The organism is Halomonas sp. A11-A (genome assembly GCF_003182195.1).
Taxonomy (GTDB): domain Bacteria; phylum Pseudomonadota; class Gammaproteobacteria; order Pseudomonadales; family Halomonadaceae; genus Halomonas; species Halomonas alkalicola.
Map to the genome: position 1 here is coordinate 66748 of NZ_QGTM01000011.1, position 19459 is coordinate 86206.

A 19459-nucleotide genomic window follows, 5' to 3' on the forward strand; every position below is an offset into this window, starting at 1 on the left:
GGTGGTTGCTATCTTACAGTTTTCGGTGTGTTATGTGAGGTATGACGAAGCGCGCCTACAAATACCGCCTCTACCCTACGCCTGAACAGGAGCAGCTCCTGACCAGGACGTTCGGCTGTGTGCGTTTCGTCTATAACGCGGTACTTCGCTACCGAACCGATGCGTTCTACGAGCGCCGAGAAAAGATTGGCTATGTAGCGGCGAACGCTGAGCTGTCGAGAATGAAGAAAGCCGAGGACACGGGGTTTCTCAATGAGGTCAGTTCGGTCCCGCTTCAGCAGTGTCTTCGCCACCAGCAGACCGCGTTCAAGAACTTTTTCGAGGGCCGCGCCAAGTACCCGACCTTCAAGAGCAAGCGACACCGCCAGTCGGCGGAGTTCACCCGCTCGGCCTTCAAATACCGGGACGGCAAGCTGTATCTGGCCAAGAGCAAAACCCCGCTGGACATTCGCTGGAGCCGTGAACTGCCCGGCGAACCCAGCACCGTCACCGTGTCCAAGGACTCGGCAGGCCGCTACTTTGTGAGCTGCCTGTGTGAGTTTGATCCCGAGACGCTGCCCGTCACCCCGAAAATGGTGGGTATCGACCTCGGCCTGAAAGACCTGTTCGTCACCAGCGACGGACATCGAATCGGCAATCCCCGCCATACCGCGAGATACGCCGCCAGACTGGCCAGGGCACAGCGTCGACTGAGTAAGAAGAAGCTCGGCTCCGCGAACCGTGCCAAGGCCCGCCAGAAGGTGGCGAAAATTCACGCCAAAATCTCCGATTGCCGACAGGACAATTTGCACAAATTGTCCCGCAGATTGATTAACGAGAACCAAGTGATCTGCGTCGAGTCCCTCAAGGTGAAGAACATGCTGCGCAACCCTACCCTGGCCAAGTCGATCAGCGATGCCGGTTGGGGCGAATTCGTGCGCCAACTGGCGTACAAGGCAGAGTGGGCCGAGCGCTCACTGGTTGCTATCGACCAGTGGTATCCCTCCAGCAAGCGCTGCTCCGGCTGCGGCCACGTCGTGGACTCGCTACCCCTGAAGGTGCGAGAGTGGGAATGCCCGGAATGCACAGTGAAACACGACCGCGACATCAACGCCGCGGTCAACATTAAAGCCGCCGGGCTGGCGGTGTTAGCCCCTGGAGAGAATGTAAGCGGCATGGAGCAAGTCTCCGTGTCCAGTTCTCGGTGAATTGGGAATCCCCTCCCTTCAGGGAGGGGAGCAGTCAACGCCTTACGTTGATACACGTCAAGCACGCCGCTCCGCCCTTGGCTAGGATGAGGACAGGAGCAGGCCGGCACAGCGGTCGCGACGACAACAAGGAGGAGGATGCGCCATGCGATTTCATCAGGTGAAGGAGCTGGTCGACTGGGCCGGCGGCAGCGACGAGAAGGCCTTCTTCGAGGCCCTGGCGGCCGGCCACGAGGCCGAGGTGCGGCGCATCGCCCGGGATATCCAGCGGCTCGAGGACTACTGAGGAGGCCACCATGAGCGAACAACTGCTTTCCCCCAAGATGCTGGGCTACTGGACCGAGGCAACCCTCCGGGAGGTCCCGGACGAATCCGGCATCTACTGCGTGTTCCGGGCGGCGAAGGACCCCGAGACCGAGGAGATGGACGTTCAGGAGCTGCTCTACGTGGGTGAGCACAGAAGCGCCCGCCATGGCCTGCAGCATGACGGCCATCGCGACAAGTGGCTCGCCTTCCCGCAGCCGGACGAGGAGGTCTGGTACGCGGTGGGGCTGTGCGGCCACGCCAACCGCGAGCGCCTGGCCGCGGCGATGATCAACGCCCACAAGCCGCGCTTCAACTCGGACAGCCCCTACCTGGACCGCTTCCCCTTCGACGACACCACGGTGCATATCTACGGCAAGAAGCACAAGCTGCAGAGCATCTTCAACGTGGAGCGTCAGGACTGAGGAGGAGAGGCAGCGCCCCGGAGGCTTATTGCCTCTGGGGCTTTCTGGTGGGAGCTGGGCTCCCACCCGTCACAACAGCCTCAGCTTGGTGTCGCGGTCGATAGTCTTCCTGGCTCAGCGGGCGGTGTGAAGGGCGGCCAGAACCGGTACAATCGCGCCCCTTCCATGCACCGACCGGACCCTCTCCTTGATCTCCACCGCCAACATCACCATGCAGTTCGGGGCCAAGCCCCTGTTCGAGAACGTCTCCATCAAGTTCGGCAACGGCCACCGCTACGGCCTGATCGGCGCCAACGGCTGCGGCAAGTCCACCTTCATGAAGATCCTCGGTGGCGACCTGGAGCCCTCCTCGGGCCAGGTGATGGTCGAATCCGGCGCTCGGCTCGGCAAGCTGCGCCAGGATCAGTTCGCCTACGAGAACGAGCGGGTCATCGACACCGTGATCATGGGCAACGCCGAGCTCGCCCAGGTAGCCGCCGAGCGGGAGCGCATCTATGCGCTGCCCGAGATGAGCGAGGAAGATGGCATGGCGGTGGCCGACCTGGAGGTGCGCTTCGCCGAGCTCGACGGCTATACCGCCGAGGCTCGCGCCGGGGAGCTGCTGCTGGGGCTCGGCATCCCGCTCGAGCAGCACAGCGGTCCCATGAGCGAGGTGGCGCCGGGCTGGAAGCTGCGCGTGCTGCTGGCCCAGGCGCTGTTCGCCGACCCCGACGTGCTGCTCCTCGACGAGCCCACCAACCACCTGGACATCAACACCATCCGCTGGCTGGAAGGGGTGCTGACCGCGCGCAACAGCACCATGATCATCATTTCCCACGACCGCCACTTCCTGAACAGCGTCTGCACCCATATGGCGGACCTGGACTACGGCGAGATCAAGCTGTTCCCGGGCAACTACGACGACTACATGACCGCGGCCACCGCCGCCCGCGAGCGCCAGCACGCCGACAACGCCAAGAAGAAGGCGCAGATCGCCGAGCTGCAGCAGTTCGTCAGTCGCTTCTCGGCCAACGCCTCCAAGGCCAAGCAGGCCACCTCCCGGGCGCGCCAGATCGACAAGATCAAGCTCGAGGAGATCAAGCCGTCGAGCCGGGTCAGCCCTTTATCCGCTTCGAGCAGGCGCGCAAGATCCACCGCAACGCGGTCAATGTGGAGGGGGTCACCCAGGGCTACCCCGGCGAGGCGCCGCTGTTCGAGCGCTTCGGCATGACCGTCGAGGCCGGCGAGCGCATCGCCATCATCGGTCCCAACGGCATCGGCAAGACCACCCTGCTCAGGACCCTGGCCGGGGAGCTGTCACCGCTCTCCGGCAGCGTGAAGTGGACCGATAGCGCCGAGCTCGGTCATTTCGCCCAGGATCACGCCGACGACTTCGCCCATGACGCCACCCTCTTCGAGTGGATGGCCCAGTGGACCGATGGCGGCGAGCAGGTGATCCGCGGGGCGTTGGGGCGCATGCTCTTCGGAAGCGACGACATCGGCAAGTCGGTCAAGGTGATCTCCGGCGGCGAGCAGGGGCGCATGCTGTTCGGCAAGCTGACCCTGACCCGCCCCAATGTGCTGCTGATGGACGAGCCCACCAACCACCTGGACATGGAGTCCATCGAGGCGCTCAACCTGGCCCTTGCGCACTACTCAGGCACCCTGATCTTCGTCAGCCACGACCGGGAGTTCGTCTCCTCCCTGGCCACCCGCATCCTCGACATGGGCGAGGAGGGCATCACCGACTTCAGCGGCAGCTACGACGACTACCTGAGAAGCCAGGGCCTCTTCGGCTGAGGCATGGGGCGTTGAGGGCTGCCTTGGCCCCCTCGCCGACGCTGGACTCGGGTGAGGGTGTTGCCGGCCGCGGGGCGGTGTCGCCGCAAGGGTGGCCATGCCCTGGATCGGCGCCGGCCGCGTTGAGGGTCGGGACCTGACAGCAGGGGAGAGGGTGCGCTATAACTCCTAGAGTTTCTTTCACCGTTCCGGCTCGAGCGTCCTACCGATGAATCCGCTATCCCGTCGCCGCTTCACCCTGCTGGCCCTGGGCGCGCCCGTGGCGCTGCTCGGCACCCAGGGGGCCTCCGCCAATCTGATCGAGACCGTGCTCTCCCGTGCCCATGTGCCTCGCCATGACGACGAGGTCTGGGTGCTGGTGGACGACCGTGAGGCGACCCTGACCGTCTACCGCGGCAACCGCCAGCTGGAGCGCTACGCCCCGATCTCGCTAGGCCGCAGCGGTGCCAGCGCGGCGCGCCGTCGCGGCAGCAACGTCACCCCCCTGGGCGAGTTCCGGGTCAATCGCTTCAACCACGAGAGCGACTGGCACATCTTCATCGGGCTGGACTACCCCACGCCGACCCATGCGCGCATGGCGCTGGAGCAGGGGGTCTTCACCCAGCAGGACTACGACCACTACTTCGACTACTACCGGCAGCACGGCTATCCACCCCAGCAGACGGCGCTCGGCGGCTTCATCGGCATCCACGGCATCGGCAAGGGCGACCCCGACGTTCACCAGCAGTTTCACTGGACCCAGGGGTGTGTGGCGGTGACCGATGAGCAGATCGAACGGCTCGCCTCGCTGATCGGCATTGGCACCCGCGTCGTGATCCGCTAGGCTGTTACTTGCGTAAGGGAAGATCAAAGCTATGGACAAGCGCCGTTGTCTATAATAAAACAGCGTTTGACTCCTGTGCTAAGTAGCACAAGTCGCTGCAAGATGGCCTGCTTGTGCAGGAAGCCTGATCTCAGGCAATCACCAACGCAGTACCCAAGGAAGACTCAAGGAGAACACCATGACTCTGAAGACCACCCTGAAGCTGACCGCCGCCGCTGCCTCCCTGGCCATTCTGGCTGGCTGTGCCTCCACCAGCGCCCTGGAAGAAGTTCGCCAGACCGCTGAATCCGCACAGGCCGACGCTGCCGAAGCTCGCAGCATCGCTACCCAGGCCCAGAACACCGCCAACCAGGCGCAGCGCGACGCTCAGGCGGCCCTGCAGATGTCCGAGCAGAACCGCGACGAAATGAACCGCATGTTCCAGCGCTCCATGCAGAAGTAATTCTGCCGGAGTGCCGGCGCTGCCCTCGGGCAGCGGTGGTTCTGCAACAAGAGAAGACCCCGCCTCGGCGGGGTCTTCTCGTGGTGGGGTGGTTGTCCCGGGCGATTACCGCGCGCCGAGCTCGAGCTCGCCGCCGAAGAGGCCATCGACCTCAAGCGGGGGGGCGGCGGGGGTGGGGGCCTCGTCCGCGGTGTGCAGCAGCGACACGATCAGGCCGTCGGGCTGCTCGACCAGCTCGCGCAGGCGAGCGTAGTCCACCGGCGGCTGCTCGTCGCCGAAGGCCCTGGCCACGGTCTCGATGGCGTTGAGCAGGGGCTCGAAGCTGGCCTCGTTCTCCTCAAGCGGCGGGAATGACTGGGCGTAGAGGGTGCCGTCCGGCGCCCAGCCGGCCTTGAAGGGCTGGTCGATGATGTTGACCCGGGTGCCACTGGGCACGCGCTCGTAGAGCGACTCGATGTCCTCCGGGAACATGCGGATGCAGCCGCGGCTGGCCCGCATGCCGACGCCATCGGGACGGTTGGTGCCATGGATCAGGTAGCTGGGGATGCCCAGCAGGATGGCATGGCGGCCCAGCGGGTTGTCCGGGCCGGGTGGCACCACGGCGGGCGGCGGCTCGCCGCGGGCGGCGGCTTCCTCGCGCATGGAGCGGGGTGGCGACCAGTGGGGATCCTTCACCTTGACGGTGGTGCGGGTCACGCCCACCGGGGTGGAGAAGCCGTCGCGGCCGACGCTGATCGGGTAGGTCTCCACGATCCCCGGGGCGGAGTAGTAGTAGAGCCGCATCTCGGAGAGGTTGATGACGATGCCCTCGCGCTCGGCATCGGGCAGGATGTGCTGGTTGGGAATCGTCACCTCGGTGCCTGCGAAGGGGGCCCAGATGCTGACGTCGGGGTTGGCCATGCGGATGGCCTCGTAGCCCACGTTGTGGGTGCGAGCCAGATCGACCAGGGTGTCCCCCTCCTGCACGGTGACCGTATAGTTCTCACCGATCACGTTGCCGGCCTCCGGCAGCGGGAAATGGCCTCGCGGCCACTCGCGCTCCTCGGCCAGGGCGCCGGTGGCGAGCAGGGCGGAGAGGCCCAGGGTGATGGCGCAGCGGGCGGTACGCCTTGCCAGTGTCGTGGTGTTCATCAACGTCGTTCTTCTCGTGTGAGGCGCCGACCCTGGGGTCGAGGCCAGCCGTTTTTACGGGCGCTTTACGGGCGCCGGGCGCTCCCTGCCCGGTGCCATCGGTTATCGGTCGCAATGAGATGCCTTGCCGACAGTATAGATTGCCCTGAGCCGCGGCGGTTCGCCACTCTTTTGGAGGCCGCTTTGGAGGCCGCTTGGGAGGCGGCGTTCAGGCCACCTCGACCTTGCGGTTGAGGGTCTCGAGCAGCTGCTCCACCGCCTGGAAGCGGGCCTCCTCCTGCTCCATGGCCGCCTCGAAGCGCAGGGTGTCGGCGCCATCGAGGCGGTAGCGCTGCGGTTCCCGCTGGATCAGCTCCACCAGGGTCAGCGGATCGACCGCGGTATGGGGGCCGAAGATCACCCGGCCCCGCTCGGGGCCCGCCTCCAGCTTGACGATGCCCAGTCTCTCGGCGCGCTGGCGCAGCCGGGTCTGGCGCAGCAGGGTCTTGACCGGCGCCGGCAGCAGGCCGAAGCGGTCGATCATCTCCACCTGCAGCTCCTTGAGCGCGGCCTCGTCGGTGGCGCTGCTGATGCGCTTGTACATCACCAGGCGCTGCTGAACATCGTGCAGGTAGTCGTCGGGGATCAGCGCCGGCAGGTTGAGGCTGACCTCGACCCCTTCATCCAGCGGGGATTCGATGTTGGGCGTCTTGCCGGCGCGGATGGCGGCCACGGCGCGGTCGAGCATCTGCATGTAGAGGCCGTAGCCGATCGCCTCCATCTGCCCGCTCTGCTCCTCACCGAGCAGCTCGCCGGCGCCGCGGATTTCCATGTCGTGGCTGGCCAGGGTGAAGCCGGCGCCAAGGTCCTCGGCGGCGCCGATCGCCTCGAGGCGCTTGATGGCGTCTTTGGTCATCGCCTTGGGCGGCGGCGTGAGCAGGTAGGCATAGGCCTGGTGGTGGCTGCGCCCGACGCGGCCGCGCAGCTGATGCAGCTGGGCCAGGCCGAACTTGTCGGCCCGCTCGATCAGGATGGTGTTGGCGCTGGGCACGTCGATGCCGGTCTCGATGATGGTGGAGCAGACCAGCACGTTGAAGCGCTTGTGGTAGAAGTCCGACATCACCCGTTCCAGGGCGCGCTCCGGCAGCTGGCCGTGGGCCACCCCGACCCGCGCCTCGGGCACCAGCTCCCGCAGCCTCTCGGCGGCGGTCTCGATGGTCTTGACCTCGTTGTGCAGGAAGTAGACCTGCCCGCCGCGCAGTATCTCGCGCAGGATCGCCTCCTTGATGAGCGGCTCCTCGCGGCGCTGCACGAAGGTCTTCACCGACAGCCTCCGCGCCGGCGGGGTGGCGATGATGGAGAGGTCGCGGATGCCGCTCATCGCCATGTTCAGGGTGCGCGGGATGGGCGTGGCGGTCATGGTGAGGATGTCCACCTCGGCGCGCAGGCTCTTGAGGCGCTCCTTCTGGGCCACCCCGAAGCGGTGCTCCTCGTCGATGATCAAAAGCCCCATCTTCGGCAGCTTCATGGACTTCGAGAGCAGCTTGTGGGTGCCGATGACGATGTCCGCCTGGCCCTCCTCGATGCGCTTGAGGGAGGCCGACTGCCCCTTGCCGGCGGTGAAGCGCGACACCAGCTCGATGTTGACCGCGGTATCGGCGAAGCGGTCGCGGAAGTTCTCGAAGTGCTGGCGGGCGAGCAGGGTGGTGGGTACCAGCACCACCACCTGGCGGCCGGAGTGGACCGCCAGGAAGGCGGCGCGCATGGCCACCTCGGTCTTGCCGAAGCCGACGTCGCCGCACACCACGCGGTCCATGGGGCGTGGGGCGGTCATGTCGTCGATCACCGCGGCGATGGCGGCGCGCTGGTCCGGGGTCTCCTCGAAGGGGAAGGCGGCGGCGAAGCGGGCGTACTCGGTGTCGGGGGCAGCGCAGGCGAAGCCCTCCCGGGCCTCGCGGCGGGCGTAGATGTCGAGCAGCTCGGCGGCGGTGTCGCGGATCTTCTCGGCGGCCTTCTTCCTGGCCTTCTCCCACTGGTCGGAGCCGAGGCGATGCAGCGGGGCCAACTCGTCGTCGGCGCCGGCATAGCGCGATATCAGGTGCAGGCTCCCCACCGGCACGTAGAGCCGCGCCCCCTCGGCGTACTCCAGGGTCACGAACTCCGCGGCCTGGCCGCCGGCTTCCAGGGTCTCGAGCCCCTTGTAGCGTCCCACGCCGTGGGACTGGTGCACCACCGGCGCGCCGGGGCGCAGCTCCGAGAGGTGGCGAATGGCCAGCTCGTCGGCGTCGGTGGCCTTCTCGCGGCGCCGGCTCTGGCGGACCACCTCGCCATAGAGCTCGGATTCGCTGATCACCGCGAGATCGGGCTCAGTGAGCCACAGGCCCGCCTCGAGCTGGCCCTCGGTGATCGCCATGGCCGCCTCGCCGGCGAGGAAGTCGGCAAAGTCGTCGACGTGGGGCAGGGCGAGGTGCAGCGGTGCCAGGGCCTCCTCCAGCGCCTCACGCCGCCCGCGGGACTCCGCCACGAAGAGCACGCGGCTGCTGGCGTGCTGGGCCAGGAAGCTCGACAGCGCCGCCAGGGGCTCCCGGGCCCGGGCGTTGATGCCCACTTCGGGCGGGGCCTGGCTGGCCGGGACCAGGGCGTGGCGATGGTCGGCCTCCTCGGTGAGCGCCACCCGAGGGTGGCGCTTGATGGCGCCGAACACCTCGGCCACCGGGACGAAGGCGCGGTGGGGGGGGAGCAGGGGACGAGTGGGGTCGACCCCGAGGTTCTCGAAGCGGCTCTCGATGGCCGCCCAGTGGCGCTCGGCGGCGGCGTGCACACCCGGCAGCAGGGCGACCCGGGTACCCTCGGCCAGGTGCTCGAAGAGCGTCGCGGTCTGTTCGAAGAAGAGCGGCAGGTACTGCTCGAGGCCCGGGGAGGGGATGCCTTTGAGGGCGTCGACGTAGAGCGGACACTGGCGCGGATCGACGTCGAACAGCGTCTCGAACCCCTCGCGGAAGCAGGCGATGGCGGAGCGCGACAGCGAGTATTCGTGGGCCGGCAGCAGGTCGACCCGCTCGGCCTTGTCCTGGCTGCGCTGGGTGTCCGGGTCGAAGCGGCGCAGGGTGTCGATCTCATCATCGAACAGATCGATGCGCAGCGGCGCCTCGGTGCCCATGGGGAAGAGGTCGATGATGGCGCCGCGCAGGGCGTACTCGCCGGGTTCAAAGACGGTCTCCACCGCCCGGTAGCCGGCCCGGGAGAGCGCTTCCCGGAAGCGCTCGCGGTCGAGTCGCTGGCCCACCTCCAGGGTGAGCACCCGCCCGGCAATGTACTCAACCGGCGGCAGCCGCTGCATCAGCGTATTGATCGGCACCAGCACGATGCCGTGCTCGCCGTCCTGCAGCCGACGCAGGGTGCGCAGCCGCGCCGAGACGATGTCCTGGTGGGGCGAGAAGCTGTCGTAGGGCAGCGTCTCCCAGTCGGGGAAGGGCAGTACCGGCACCCGGCTGTAGAAGGCCAGTTCGTTCTCCAGGCGTAGCGCCTGGGCCGTGTCGGTGGTGATCACCAACAGCGGGGCATCCTCGGCCAGGCGCGCCAGGGCCAGGGCGGCGGCGCTGCCCTGGGGGGCCTGCCAGTAGAGGGTGTCGCGCACACCCTCAGGGCGCGGCGGGTCCAGCGGCGAGAAGTTGGGCATGGTCACGTCGGTCGGCTGATGGACGGGCTTGGAAAAGGCGCATGATAGCAGATCCCGGCCGGCCGCCGGTTTGTAGTCGAGCGGGGCCTTCCTGTAATGCCGCTACAGGGGCTGCGACCATCCTGCGATTGACCCCGGGAGCGGGCTCCGGATAATGGCGGCGACCCTTTAACTCCACAGTGAGGCCGCACGTGAGTCAGCAACCCTCCGATACCGTCTTTCAGGAATGGCACGACAACCAGGCGCTTGCCGAGCAGATGATCCCGATGATCGGTAGGCTCTACCGTCACAACAACGTGGTCACCACCCTTTACGGGCGGTCGCTCTTCAACCGCAGCGTGATTCGCATCCTGAAGGACCACCGCTTCGTGCGTAAGGTCGAGGGTACCGAGCTCTCCGTAGGCGACACCTTCCCGCTGGTCCAGGCCATGGGCGAGCTCAACCTGGGCCCGGCCCACGTCGATGTCGGCAAGCTGGGCGTGGCCTTCAAGAAGCAGGGCGGCGGCGATGCCGTGGCCTTCCTGCGCAAGGAGCTGGCCGAGATCGTCGACAAGCACGACCCCGCCGGCAACAACGGCGAGCCCAAGGATGTCGTGCTCTACGGCTTCGGCCGCATCGGTCGCATCCTGGCTCGGGTGCTGGTGGAGAAGGCCGGTGGCGGCAACCTGCTGCGCCTGCGCGCCATCGTCGTGCGCGGTCGCGGCGACATCGCCAAGGATCTCGAGAAGCGCGCCAGCCTCTTGCGCCGCGACTCCGTCCACGGCCCCTTCGACGGCACCATCAGCGTCGACACCGAGGCGCGCACCATCACCGCCAACGGCAACGTCATCCAGGTGATCTACGCCGATTCGCCCCAGGAGGTCGACTACACCGCCTACGGCATCGATAACGCCGTAGTGGTCGATAACACCGGCATCTGGCGCGACGAGGCTGGCCTCGGTCAGCACCTGGCGTGCAAGGGCGCCTCCAAGGCGCTGCTCACCGCGCCGGGCAAGGGCGATATCAAGAACATCGTCTACGGCATCAACCACGATGACCTGAGCGCTGATGACCGCATCATCTCCGCGGCGTCGTGCACCACCAACGCTATCGTGCCGGTGCTCAAGGTGCTCAACGACGAGTTCGGCGTCGAGCATGGCCACGTCGAGACGGTGCACGCCTACACCAACGACCAGAACCTGATCGATAACTACCACAAGGGCGACCGTCGCGGCCGCAGCGCACCGCTCAACATGGTGCTGACCGAGACCGGCGCTGCCAAGGCGGTGGCCAAGGCGCTGCCGGAGTTGGCCGGCAAGCTGACCGGCAACGCCATCCGCGTGCCGACCCCGAACGTCTCCATGGCGATCCTCAACCTGCGCCTGGAGAAGGAGACCGACGCCGAGGCGCTGAACGACTTCCTGCGTCGCATGTCCCTGGACTCCCCGTTCCAGAAGCAGATCGACTACGTCGACTCCCCCGAGGTGGTCTCCACCGACTTCGTCGGCAACCGTCACGCCGGCATCGTCGACGCCAAGGCGACCATCGCCAATGGCAAGAATGTCGTGCTCTACGTCTGGTACGACAACGAGTTCGGCTACAGCTGCCAGGTGGTGCGCATCCTGCAGTACATGTCCAACGTGCACTTCCTCAAGCTGCCGCGCGCCGGCGCCTGAGGCGAGTCCACCGCTCGACCGACCCCCCCCGCCGGAGACGCTCCGGCGGGGGGGTCTGTTTCTGGTGGGGGTGGCGGCCTGCCAGGCTGCGGCATTTTTTCCCTTGCCTCGGGTCACGCCTTGCGACCTTCGCTCAGGTGGTCAACGCCCGGCCTTGTCTTTATAATACCGGGGATTTTTCGGGGTGGTCCGAGCCTGGCTCGGGCCCGACTGGTAACGTACTGACACGACAAGAATTCGAATCCATTCGAACCCCTTTCCTTCGTATATCCGATCCATCAACTGGGCGAGACTATGATCGAAGTCAAGAAAGGCCTGGATCTCCCCATCGCGGGGGCGCCCGAGCAGCGCATCGAGGATGCGCGCCCGGTGCGTCACGTGGCGGTCCTGGGCACCGACTACGTCGGCATGAAGCCGACCATGGAGGTCCGGGAGGGAGACAAGGTAAAGCTGGGCCAACTTCTCTTTACCGACAAGAAGATTGATGGTGTGCGCTTCACCGCGCCGGCTGGCGGCGAGGTGATCGCCATCAACCGGGGCGAGAAGCGTCGCCTGCTCTCGGTGGTGATCAAGGTCGATGAGACCGAGGAGGCCGTCGAATTCAAGGCCCACGGGCGTGATGGCCTGGAAGGCCTGGAGCGTCAGGCGGTGGTCGACCAGCTGGTCGAGTCTGGCCTGTGGACCGCGCTGCGCACCCGTCCCTACTCGCGCACCCCCGCCATCGACAGCAAGCCGTCCGACATCTTCGTCACCGCCGTCGATACCCACCCGCTGTGCCCCGATCCCGCCAAGATCATCAATGAGCAGCCCCAGGCGTTCGAGGATGGCCTCAAGGTGCTGGCTCGCCTGACCGACGGCAAGGTCTACCTGTGCACGGCGCCGGGCGCCCGGATTCCCGGTGGCGACGTCAAGGGTGTCCAGGTCGAGGAGTTCGGTGGCCCGCACCCGGCCGGTCTCGTCGGCACCCATATCCACTACCTCTCGCCCGTGGGCCTGCACAAGCGCGTGTGGCACATCGGCTACCAGGACGTGATCGCGTTCGGCAAGCTGTTCGCCGAGGGCAAGCTGGATGTCAGCCGCATCGTTGGTGTGGGCGGCCCGCGCGCCGAGAAGCCGCGCCTGCTGCGTACCCGCATCGGGGCCAGCACCGAGGAGCTGCTGGCCGGCGAGGTGGTCGAGCCGGATGATACTCGCGTGATCTCCGGTTCGGTCTTCTCTGGCTTCGCCTGCGAGGGCCGCCTGCGCTACCTGGGCCGCTTCCATAACCAGTTCAGCTTGCTCGAGGAAGGCAACAAGCGCGTCTTCATGGGCTGGTTGTCGCCGGGTGTCAACCGCCACTCGGTGCTGGGCATCTACCTGTCCAAGTTCACCGGCCTCAAGGATTACGCGCCGACCACCTCCACCAATGGCTCCGAGCGGGCCATGGTGCCGGTGGGCGTCTACGAGGAGGTGATGCCGCTGGATATCCTGCCCACGCAGCTGCTGCGCTCGCTGATCGTCGGCGACATCGAGACTGCCATGCAGCTCGGGTGTCTGGAGCTGGATGAAGAGGACCTCGCCCTTTGCACCTACGTGTGCCCGGGCAAGTACGAATACGGTCCCATCCTGCGTGATAACCTCACCCTGATCGAGAAAGAGGCCTGATCATGTCGATTCGACAGACACTCGATAATCTCGAGCCGCACTTCCACAAGGGTGGCAAGTACGAGAAGTTCTACCCCCTCTACGAGGCGGTGGACACCATCTTCTACTCCCCCCCCAGCGTGACCAAGACCACCGCCCACGTGCGTGACGGCGTCGACCTGAAGCGCATCATGATCACGGTGTGGCTGTGCACCTTCCCGGCGATGTTCTTCGGCATGTGGGCGGCGGGCTGGCAGGCCAACCTGGCCATCGCCGACGGCTACGCCTCCATGGGCGGCTGGCGCGAGGCGATCATGATGGTGCTGGCCTCCGGCCACAACCCGGACAGCCTGTGGGCCAACTTCGTGCTCGGCGCGACCTACTTCCTGCCGATCTACCTGGTGACCTTCGCCGTCGGTGGTTTCTGGGAGGTGCTGTTCGCGGTCAAGCGCGGCCACGAGGTCAACGAGGGCTTCTTCGTCACCTCCGTGCTCTATGCCCTGATCCTGCCGGCCACCATTCCGCTGTGGCAGGTGGCGCTCGGCATCACCTTCGGCGTGGTGATCGGCAAGGAGATCTTCGGCGGTACCGGCAAGAACTTCCTCAACCCGGCGCTGACCGGCCGTGCCTTCCTCTACTTCGCCTACCCGGCGCAGATCTCCGGGGATGCGGTATGGGTGGCGGCCGACGGCTTCACCGGGGCGACCGCGCTCTCCATCGCCTTCCAGGATGGCATGGCCGCCCTGACCAGCACCTACAGCTGGTGGGACGCCTTCCTCGGCTTCATGCCCGGCTCCGTGGGTGAGGTGTCGACCCTGGCGATCCTGATCGGCGCGGCGGTGCTGCTGTGGACGAAGATCGCCTCCTGGCGAATCATGCTCGGGGTCTTCCTCGGCATGGTGGCGACCAGTGCGCTGTTCAACCTGATCGGCTCCGACACCAACCCGATGTTCGCCATGCCCTGGTACTGGCACCTGGTGGTGGGCGGCTTCGCCTTCGGCATGGTGTTCATGGCCACCGACCCGGTGTCCGCCTCCATGACCAACCAGGGCCGCCTGCTGTTCGGCGTGCTGATCGGTGTGATGACCGTGCTGATCCGCGTGGTGAACCCGGCGTTCCCCGAGGGGATCATGCTGGCGATCCTGTTCGCCAACCTGTTTGCGCCGCTCATCGATCACTTCTTTGTTCAGGCCAACATCAAGCGCCGCAAGCTGCGTACCGGTGCACCGGCCGAGGAGACTGCCTGATGGCACAGAGCAACAACTCCATCAAGAAGATCCTGACGGTGGCGTTCGCACTTTGCATCGTGTGTTCGGTCATCGTCTCCACCGCCGCGGTGGCGCTGCGTCCCATGCAGCAGCTCAACCAGGAGCTGGACCGCAAGACCAATATCCTGCGCGTCGCCAATCTCTATGAGCCCGGCATGGACGTGGAAGCGGCCTTCCGCGAGATCACCCCGCGGGTCGTCGACCTGCGCACCGGCGAGTACTCCGACCAGCACGACCCGGAGACCTTCGATGGCTTCGAGGCGCGGCGTGATCCGGCGGCGTCGCGGACCCTGTCCGGCGAGCGCGATCCGGCCGGCCTGGGCCGCGTCGAGAACTTCGCCACCGTCTACCTGGTGGGCGATCCCGACCAGCCCGAGCAGATCATCCTGCCCATCCGTGGCCAGGGCCTGTGGGGTCTGATGCGCGGCTTCCTCTCGGTGGAAGGTGACGGCAACACCATCGTCGGCATCACCTACTTCGAGCACAGCGAGACCCCCGGTCTCGGCGCCGAGGTCAACAACCCGCGCTGGCAGGCTCAGTGGAAAGGCAAGCAGGTCTTCGACAGCGAAGGCGACCTGACCCCTGCCATCCGCGTGGCCAAGGGCAGCGGCAGCGGTGACCACGAGGTCGACGGCCTCTCCGGTGCCACCCTGACCGCCAATGGCGTCAACAACATGCTGCAGTTCTGGCTGGGTCCGGAAGGCTTCGGCAACTACCTGGCCAAGTTCCGCAGCGGCGTCGATCAGGAAGACGCCCAGGACGCCGACGTCGAACTCGAAGCGGAAGGAGCCTGATCATGGCGGATGCATCAACCAAGAGCGTCCTCACGGCGCCGGTCTTCAAGAACAACCCCATCGCGCTGCAGGTGCTCGGCATCTGCTCCGCGCTGGCGGTAACGACCAGCATGAGCGTGTCGCTGGTCATGACCCTTGCAGTGATCTTCGTGACGGCCTTCTCGAACCTGTTCGTGTCGCTGATCCGTCACCATATTCCCTCGTCCATCCGCATCATCGTGCAGATGACCATCATCGCCTCGCTGGTGATCGTGGTGGATCAGGTGCTCAAGGCGTACGCCTACGAGATGTCCAAGCAGCTCTCGGTGTTCGTCGGCCTGATCATCACCAACTGCATCGTCATGGGGCGTGCGGAAGGCTTCGCCATGCAGAACAGTCCGGGGCTGTCGTTCCTCGACGGCATCGGCAATGGCATTGGTTACGGCTTCATCCTGATGACCGTGGGCTTCTTCCGTGAGCTGTTCGGCTCCGGCAGCGTGTTCGGCTTCACCGTGCTCGAGACCGTGCAGAACGGTGGCTGGTACGTCCCCAATGGCCTGCTGCTGCTGCCGCCCTCCGCGTTCTTCATCATCGGTCTGATCATCTGGGTGCTGCGTGCCGTGAACCCGGAGCAGATCGAGGAGAACGAGTTCAAGATGAAGCACAACACCGAACCGAAGGAGGCGGTGTAACATGGAACACTATCTGAGCCTGTTCGTTGCCTCGGTCTTCGTCGAGAACCTGGCCCTGGCGTTCTTCCTGGGCATGTGTACCTTCCTGGCGGTGTCCAAGAAGATCTCCGCGGCCTTCGGCCTCGGTATCGCCGTGATCGTGGTGCTGACCATCGCCGTGCCGGTCAACAACCTGGTCTTCAACCTGCTGCTGGCGGAAGGGGCCCTGACCTGGACCGGCATCAGCGGCGCCGAGAACATCGACCTCTCCTTCCTGGGCCTGCTCAGCTACATCGGCGTCATCGCCGCGCTGGTGCAGATCCTCGAGATGTTCCTCGACAAGTACGTGCCCGCGCTCTACAACGCGCTGGGCGTGTTCCTGCCGCTGATCACCGTGAACTGCGCCATCCTCGGTGGCGTGCTGTTCATGGTCGAGCGTAACTACAACTTTGGCGAGTCCGTGGTCTATGGCCTCGGCTCCGGCGTTGGCTGGGCGCTGGCCATCACCGCCCTGGCCGGTATCCGCGAGAAGCTGAAGTACAGCGACGTTCCCGGCGCCCTGCAGGGCCTGGGCATCACCTTCATCACCGTGGGTCTGATGTCGCTGGGCTTCATGTCCTTCTCCGGCATCCAGCTCTGAGGCAGGTCGTGCTCTCCCGGCGGCCGGCTGTGCCGCCGGGGTCCAGACAACGTGAAGCAATAGGAAACCGACATGGTTGATACATCCGTCATCTTGCTCGGCGTGGTCATGTTCACCGTGGTCGTCATCGGCCTGGTACTGGTGATCCTGGCCGCTCGCAGCAAGCTCGTCAGCACCGGGGACGTGACCATCGAGGTCAACGGCGACCCCGAGCATACCCTGACCACCCAGGCCGGCGGCAAGCTGCTCAACACCCTGGCGGCCAACGGCATCTTCCTCTCCTCCGCCTGCGGCGGCGGCGGCTCCTGCGCCCAGTGCAAGTGCCGCGTGATAGAGGGTGGCGGCGCCATCCTGCCCACCGAGGAGTCCCACTTCACCATGCGCGAGAAGAAGGAGGGGTGGCGCCTCTCCTGCCAGGTGCCGGTGAAGCAGGACATGAAGATCGAGGTGCCCGAGGAGGTCTTCGGCGTCAAGAAGTGGGAGTGCGAGGTCATCTCCAACCCCAACGTCGCCACCTTCATCAAGGAGCTCAACCTCAGGCTCCCCGAGGGTGAGAACGTCGACTTCCGCGCCGGCGGCTACGTGCAGCTGGTGGCCCCCCCCTACGATATCTCCTTCTCCGACTTCGACATCGAGGAGGAGTACCGGAGCGACTGGGAGAAGTTCGACCTCTTCAAGATCCGCCACAAGAACAACGAGGAAGTCATCCGCGCCTACTCTATGGCGAACTACCCGGAAGAGAAGGGCATCCTCAAGTTCAACATCCGTATCGCCACGCCGCCGCCCAACACCAACCATCCGCCGGGCGTGATGTCCACCTACGTCTTCAGCCTGAAGCCGGGTGACAAGGTCACCGTGATGGGGCCCTTCGGCGAGTTCTTCGCCAAGGACACCGATGCCGAGATGGTCTTCATCGGCGGCGGTGCGGGCATGGCGCCGATGCGCAGCCACATCTTCGACCAGCTCAAGCGCCTCAAGACCAAGCGCAAGATCTCGTTCTGGTACGGCGCGCGCTCCTGGCGCGAGACCTTCTACAACGAGGAGTTCGACAAGCTGGCGGAGGAGTACGACAACTTCGAGTGGCACCTGGCGCTCTCCGACCCGCAGCCCGAGGACAACTGGGATGGCCCCACCGGCTTCATCCACAACGTCCTCTACGACATGTACCTCAAGGACCATCCGGCACCGGAGGACTGCGAGTACTACATGTGCGGGCCGCCCATGATGAACGCCTCGGTGATCAAGATGCTGCTCGATCTCGGGGTGGAGGAGGAGAACATCCTGCTGGACGACTTCGGCGGATGATCTCCCTCGCCGCGAGGCGATACCCGGGGCTGGCCATGCGGCCAGCCCTCATTCTATTCGCCCTGCTGATGCCACTGGCTCTGCTGGTGGGCTGTCGTCAGCAGGGGGAGTGGTTTCAGCTCGAGGGGGTGGCCCTCGGCACCGGCTATCACATCACGCTGAATGGCGACCTGGGCGAGGGCGAGTCCGCCCTGGTCGAGGCCGCCATCCAGGGTGAACTGGTCAGCCTCGACAGTGAGTTGGCGTTTCTACAAGGGGTTGTGACACCATCGTTACCGCCGCTTCCCGGTGCGCAGGTGCCCGACGCCGTGGGCGAGACGCTGCGCGAGCAGCTTCGGGTCCTGGCCGTGGATCGCCTGTTCCGGGTGCTCGACGAGTTCGGCATCGCCAATGCCATGGTGGAGCTTGGCGGCGTGCTGCGGGCCCGCGGCATGGCCGGGCGTCATCCCTGGCGTGTGCGTCTGCCGCGCAGCGGGGCCGGCGAGGCGGAGACGCACGTCCTGCGCCTGCAGGATGCCGCCCTGGTGCACCGCGCCGTGCCGGAGCCCGCCGCCATCGAGGCCTCGGCCGCGGGTCGCGTGCTCGCGGTCAGCGCGGTGGCGCCCAGCGCCGAGGCCGCCCATCGCCTGGCGTGGGAGCTGCTCGCCGCCGCCCAGGACGACACCCTGGAACACCCGGCGCGCCTTGTGGTCCTCACCCCACAGGGAATCGAAATCCATACCGGATCTGCCCTCGAGCCGCTGCTCGACCGCTGAGCCCGGGCGTTGAGAAAGGAGAATGTCATGACCGTCTGGATTATTGCCTTTGCCTTCATGCTGCTGATCATGGCCGCCATGGCCGTGGGGGTGATCCTCGGCCGCAAGCCCATCGCCGGCTCCTGCGGCGGCCTCAACCAGCTCGGCCTCAAGGAGGGCTGCGAGGTGTGCGGCGGCAAGGACGAGGTGTGTGAGGAGGAGAACCGCAAGCGTGGCAGCGTGCGCCGCCGCAGCGACGAGAGCCGCGGCGCCGACCTGGGCTACGACGCGACCCGGCGCTGAGGCAACGGGGGGCAGCCCCCCCCATTCGGCTCGGCCTTGACCAAAAAGCGCGACAAGCCTCGGCACTTCAGGCCGAGGAAGGATAGCGCGGGCGCCTCAGGCGCCCTATACTACTGGATATAAATACAGCTTCGGGTCACTATGCAACGCCTCCAAGCCTTCAAATACGAACTGATGCCCAACGGCGAGCAGGTGCGGAAAATGCGCCAGTTTGCCGGCATGGCACGGTACGTGTTCAACCGAGGGCTGGCGTTGCAAAAGGAGCGGTATGCAGCCGGTGAGAAGAAGTTGGGGTATGCGGCCTTGTGCAAGCAACTTACCGGCTGGCGTAACAGCGACGACACGCCATGGCTCAAGGATGGGCCGACCCACCCGCTCCAGCAGTCGTTGAAGGATCTCGATCGCGCCTATGCCAACTTCTTCGCCAAGCGGGCGGACTTCCCGCGCTTCAAGAGGAAGGGTCAGCGTGACAGCTTCCGCTACCCCGATCCCAAGCAGATCCGGCTCGACCAGGGCAATCGGCGGCTCTACCTACCCAAGTTGGGTTGGCTACGTTTCCGCAAGAGCCGCGAGGTACTGGGAGCGGTCAAGAACGTCACCGTCAGCCAGTCGGCGGGGCGATGGTTCGTCTCGATCCAGACTGAGCGTGAGGTCGCGGTGCCGGCGCCGATTGGCGGGGCTGTGGGCATCGACATGGGCGTGGCGCGGTTCGCCACGCTCTCCGATGGCAGCTACCTGG

At 65.8% G+C, this 19459-nt stretch carries 17 protein-coding genes and 1 pseudogene; 16 read left to right on the top strand and 2 right to left on the bottom strand.

Annotated features, from left to right (window positions below):
* Positions 1-41: 41 nt before the first annotated feature.
* The 6 genes and pseudogenes from DER72_RS09455 to DER72_RS09475 all read left to right on the top strand — a co-directional run bounded on the left by DER72_RS09455 (position 42) and on the right by DER72_RS09475 (position 4959).
* On the top strand, positions 42-1187 hold the full coding sequence (locus tag DER72_RS09455) for an RNA-guided endonuclease TnpB family protein (protein ID WP_110069741.1): 1146 nt from the start codon (positions 42-44) through the stop codon (positions 1185-1187).
* Positions 1188-1332: 145 nt separating this feature from the next.
* Positions 1333-1473, top strand: a complete 141-nt coding sequence (locus DER72_RS16025; RefSeq protein WP_181395641.1) for a hypothetical protein — start codon at positions 1333-1335, stop codon at positions 1471-1473.
* Positions 1474-1483: 10 nt separating this feature from the next.
* Positions 1484-1915 (top strand): hypothetical protein, encoded by a 432-nt coding sequence (locus DER72_RS09460; RefSeq protein ID WP_110069742.1) that lies wholly within the window; start codon positions 1484-1486, stop codon positions 1913-1915.
* 187 nt (positions 1916-2102) lie between these two features.
* Positions 2103-3694, top strand: a pseudogene (locus DER72_RS09465) (ABC-F family ATPase).
* A gap of 208 nt (positions 3695-3902) precedes the next feature.
* Positions 3903-4517 (top strand): murein L,D-transpeptidase family protein, encoded by a 615-nt coding sequence (locus DER72_RS09470; protein ID WP_110069743.1) that lies wholly within the window; start codon positions 3903-3905, stop codon positions 4515-4517.
* A gap of 178 nt (positions 4518-4695) precedes the next feature.
* Entirely contained in the window at positions 4696-4959 is a 264-nt protein-coding gene (locus DER72_RS09475) for an Lpp/OprI family alanine-zipper lipoprotein (RefSeq protein ID WP_110069744.1), read from the top strand.
* A gap of 105 nt (positions 4960-5064) precedes the next feature.
* On the opposite strand, the gene DER72_RS09480 is transcribed toward DER72_RS09475, so the two are convergent.
* Positions 5065-6090 carry a L,D-transpeptidase family protein gene (locus tag DER72_RS09480; RefSeq protein ID WP_110069745.1) on the bottom strand — a complete coding sequence of 342 codons (1026 nt, stop codon included), beginning with the start codon at positions 6088-6090 and terminating at the stop codon, positions 5065-5067.
* Between the two features lie 208 nt (positions 6091-6298).
* A complete protein-coding gene (mfd, locus tag DER72_RS09485) occupies positions 6299-9748 on the bottom strand; it encodes a transcription-repair coupling factor (RefSeq protein ID WP_110069746.1) in 3450 nt (1149 codons plus the stop codon).
* 191 nt (positions 9749-9939) lie between these two features.
* On the opposite strand from mfd, the gene DER72_RS09490 reads away from it, so the two are divergent.
* The 10 genes from DER72_RS09490 to DER72_RS09535 form a co-directional block, all read left to right on the top strand.
* Positions 9940-11403 (top strand): glyceraldehyde-3-phosphate dehydrogenase, encoded by a 1464-nt coding sequence (locus tag DER72_RS09490; protein WP_110069747.1) that lies wholly within the window; start codon positions 9940-9942, stop codon positions 11401-11403.
* Positions 11404-11697: 294 nt separating this feature from the next.
* Complete coding sequence (locus DER72_RS09495; RefSeq protein WP_110069748.1) at positions 11698-13047, top strand: Na(+)-translocating NADH-quinone reductase subunit A; 1350 nt, start codon at positions 11698-11700, stop codon at positions 13045-13047.
* 2 nt (positions 13048-13049) lie between these two features.
* Positions 13050-14273 (top strand): NADH:ubiquinone reductase (Na(+)-transporting) subunit B, encoded by a 1224-nt coding sequence (locus tag DER72_RS09500; protein WP_181395642.1) that lies wholly within the window; start codon positions 13050-13052, stop codon positions 14271-14273.
* A complete protein-coding gene (locus DER72_RS09505; protein ID WP_110069750.1) occupies positions 14273-15088 on the top strand; it encodes a Na(+)-translocating NADH-quinone reductase subunit C in 816 nt (271 codons plus the stop codon). The genes DER72_RS09500 and DER72_RS09505 overlap by 1 nt, the downstream gene beginning before the upstream one ends.
* A gap of 2 nt (positions 15089-15090) precedes the next feature.
* Positions 15091-15759 carry an NADH:ubiquinone reductase (Na(+)-transporting) subunit D gene (locus DER72_RS09510; RefSeq protein ID WP_110069751.1) on the top strand — a complete coding sequence of 223 codons (669 nt, stop codon included), beginning with the start codon at positions 15091-15093 and terminating at the stop codon, positions 15757-15759.
* Position 15760: 1 nt separating this feature from the next.
* Positions 15761-16378, top strand: a complete 618-nt coding sequence (gene nqrE / locus DER72_RS09515; protein ID WP_110069752.1) for an NADH:ubiquinone reductase (Na(+)-transporting) subunit E — start codon at positions 15761-15763, stop codon at positions 16376-16378.
* 72 nt (positions 16379-16450) lie between these two features.
* Complete coding sequence (gene nqrF / locus DER72_RS09520; RefSeq protein ID WP_110069753.1) at positions 16451-17683, top strand: NADH:ubiquinone reductase (Na(+)-transporting) subunit F; 1233 nt, start codon at positions 16451-16453, stop codon at positions 17681-17683.
* 35 nt (positions 17684-17718) lie between these two features.
* Positions 17719-18438, top strand: coding sequence for an FAD:protein FMN transferase (locus DER72_RS09525; RefSeq protein ID WP_181395643.1), 720 nt, complete (start codon positions 17719-17721; stop codon positions 18436-18438).
* A gap of 27 nt (positions 18439-18465) precedes the next feature.
* Positions 18466-18720 carry a (Na+)-NQR maturation NqrM gene (gene nqrM / locus DER72_RS09530; protein ID WP_110069755.1) on the top strand — a complete coding sequence of 85 codons (255 nt, stop codon included), beginning with the start codon at positions 18466-18468 and terminating at the stop codon, positions 18718-18720.
* A gap of 201 nt (positions 18721-18921) precedes the next feature.
* The coding region (locus tag DER72_RS09535; protein WP_258306261.1) for an RNA-guided endonuclease TnpB family protein at positions 18922-19459 on the top strand (538 nt) is incomplete at its 3' end.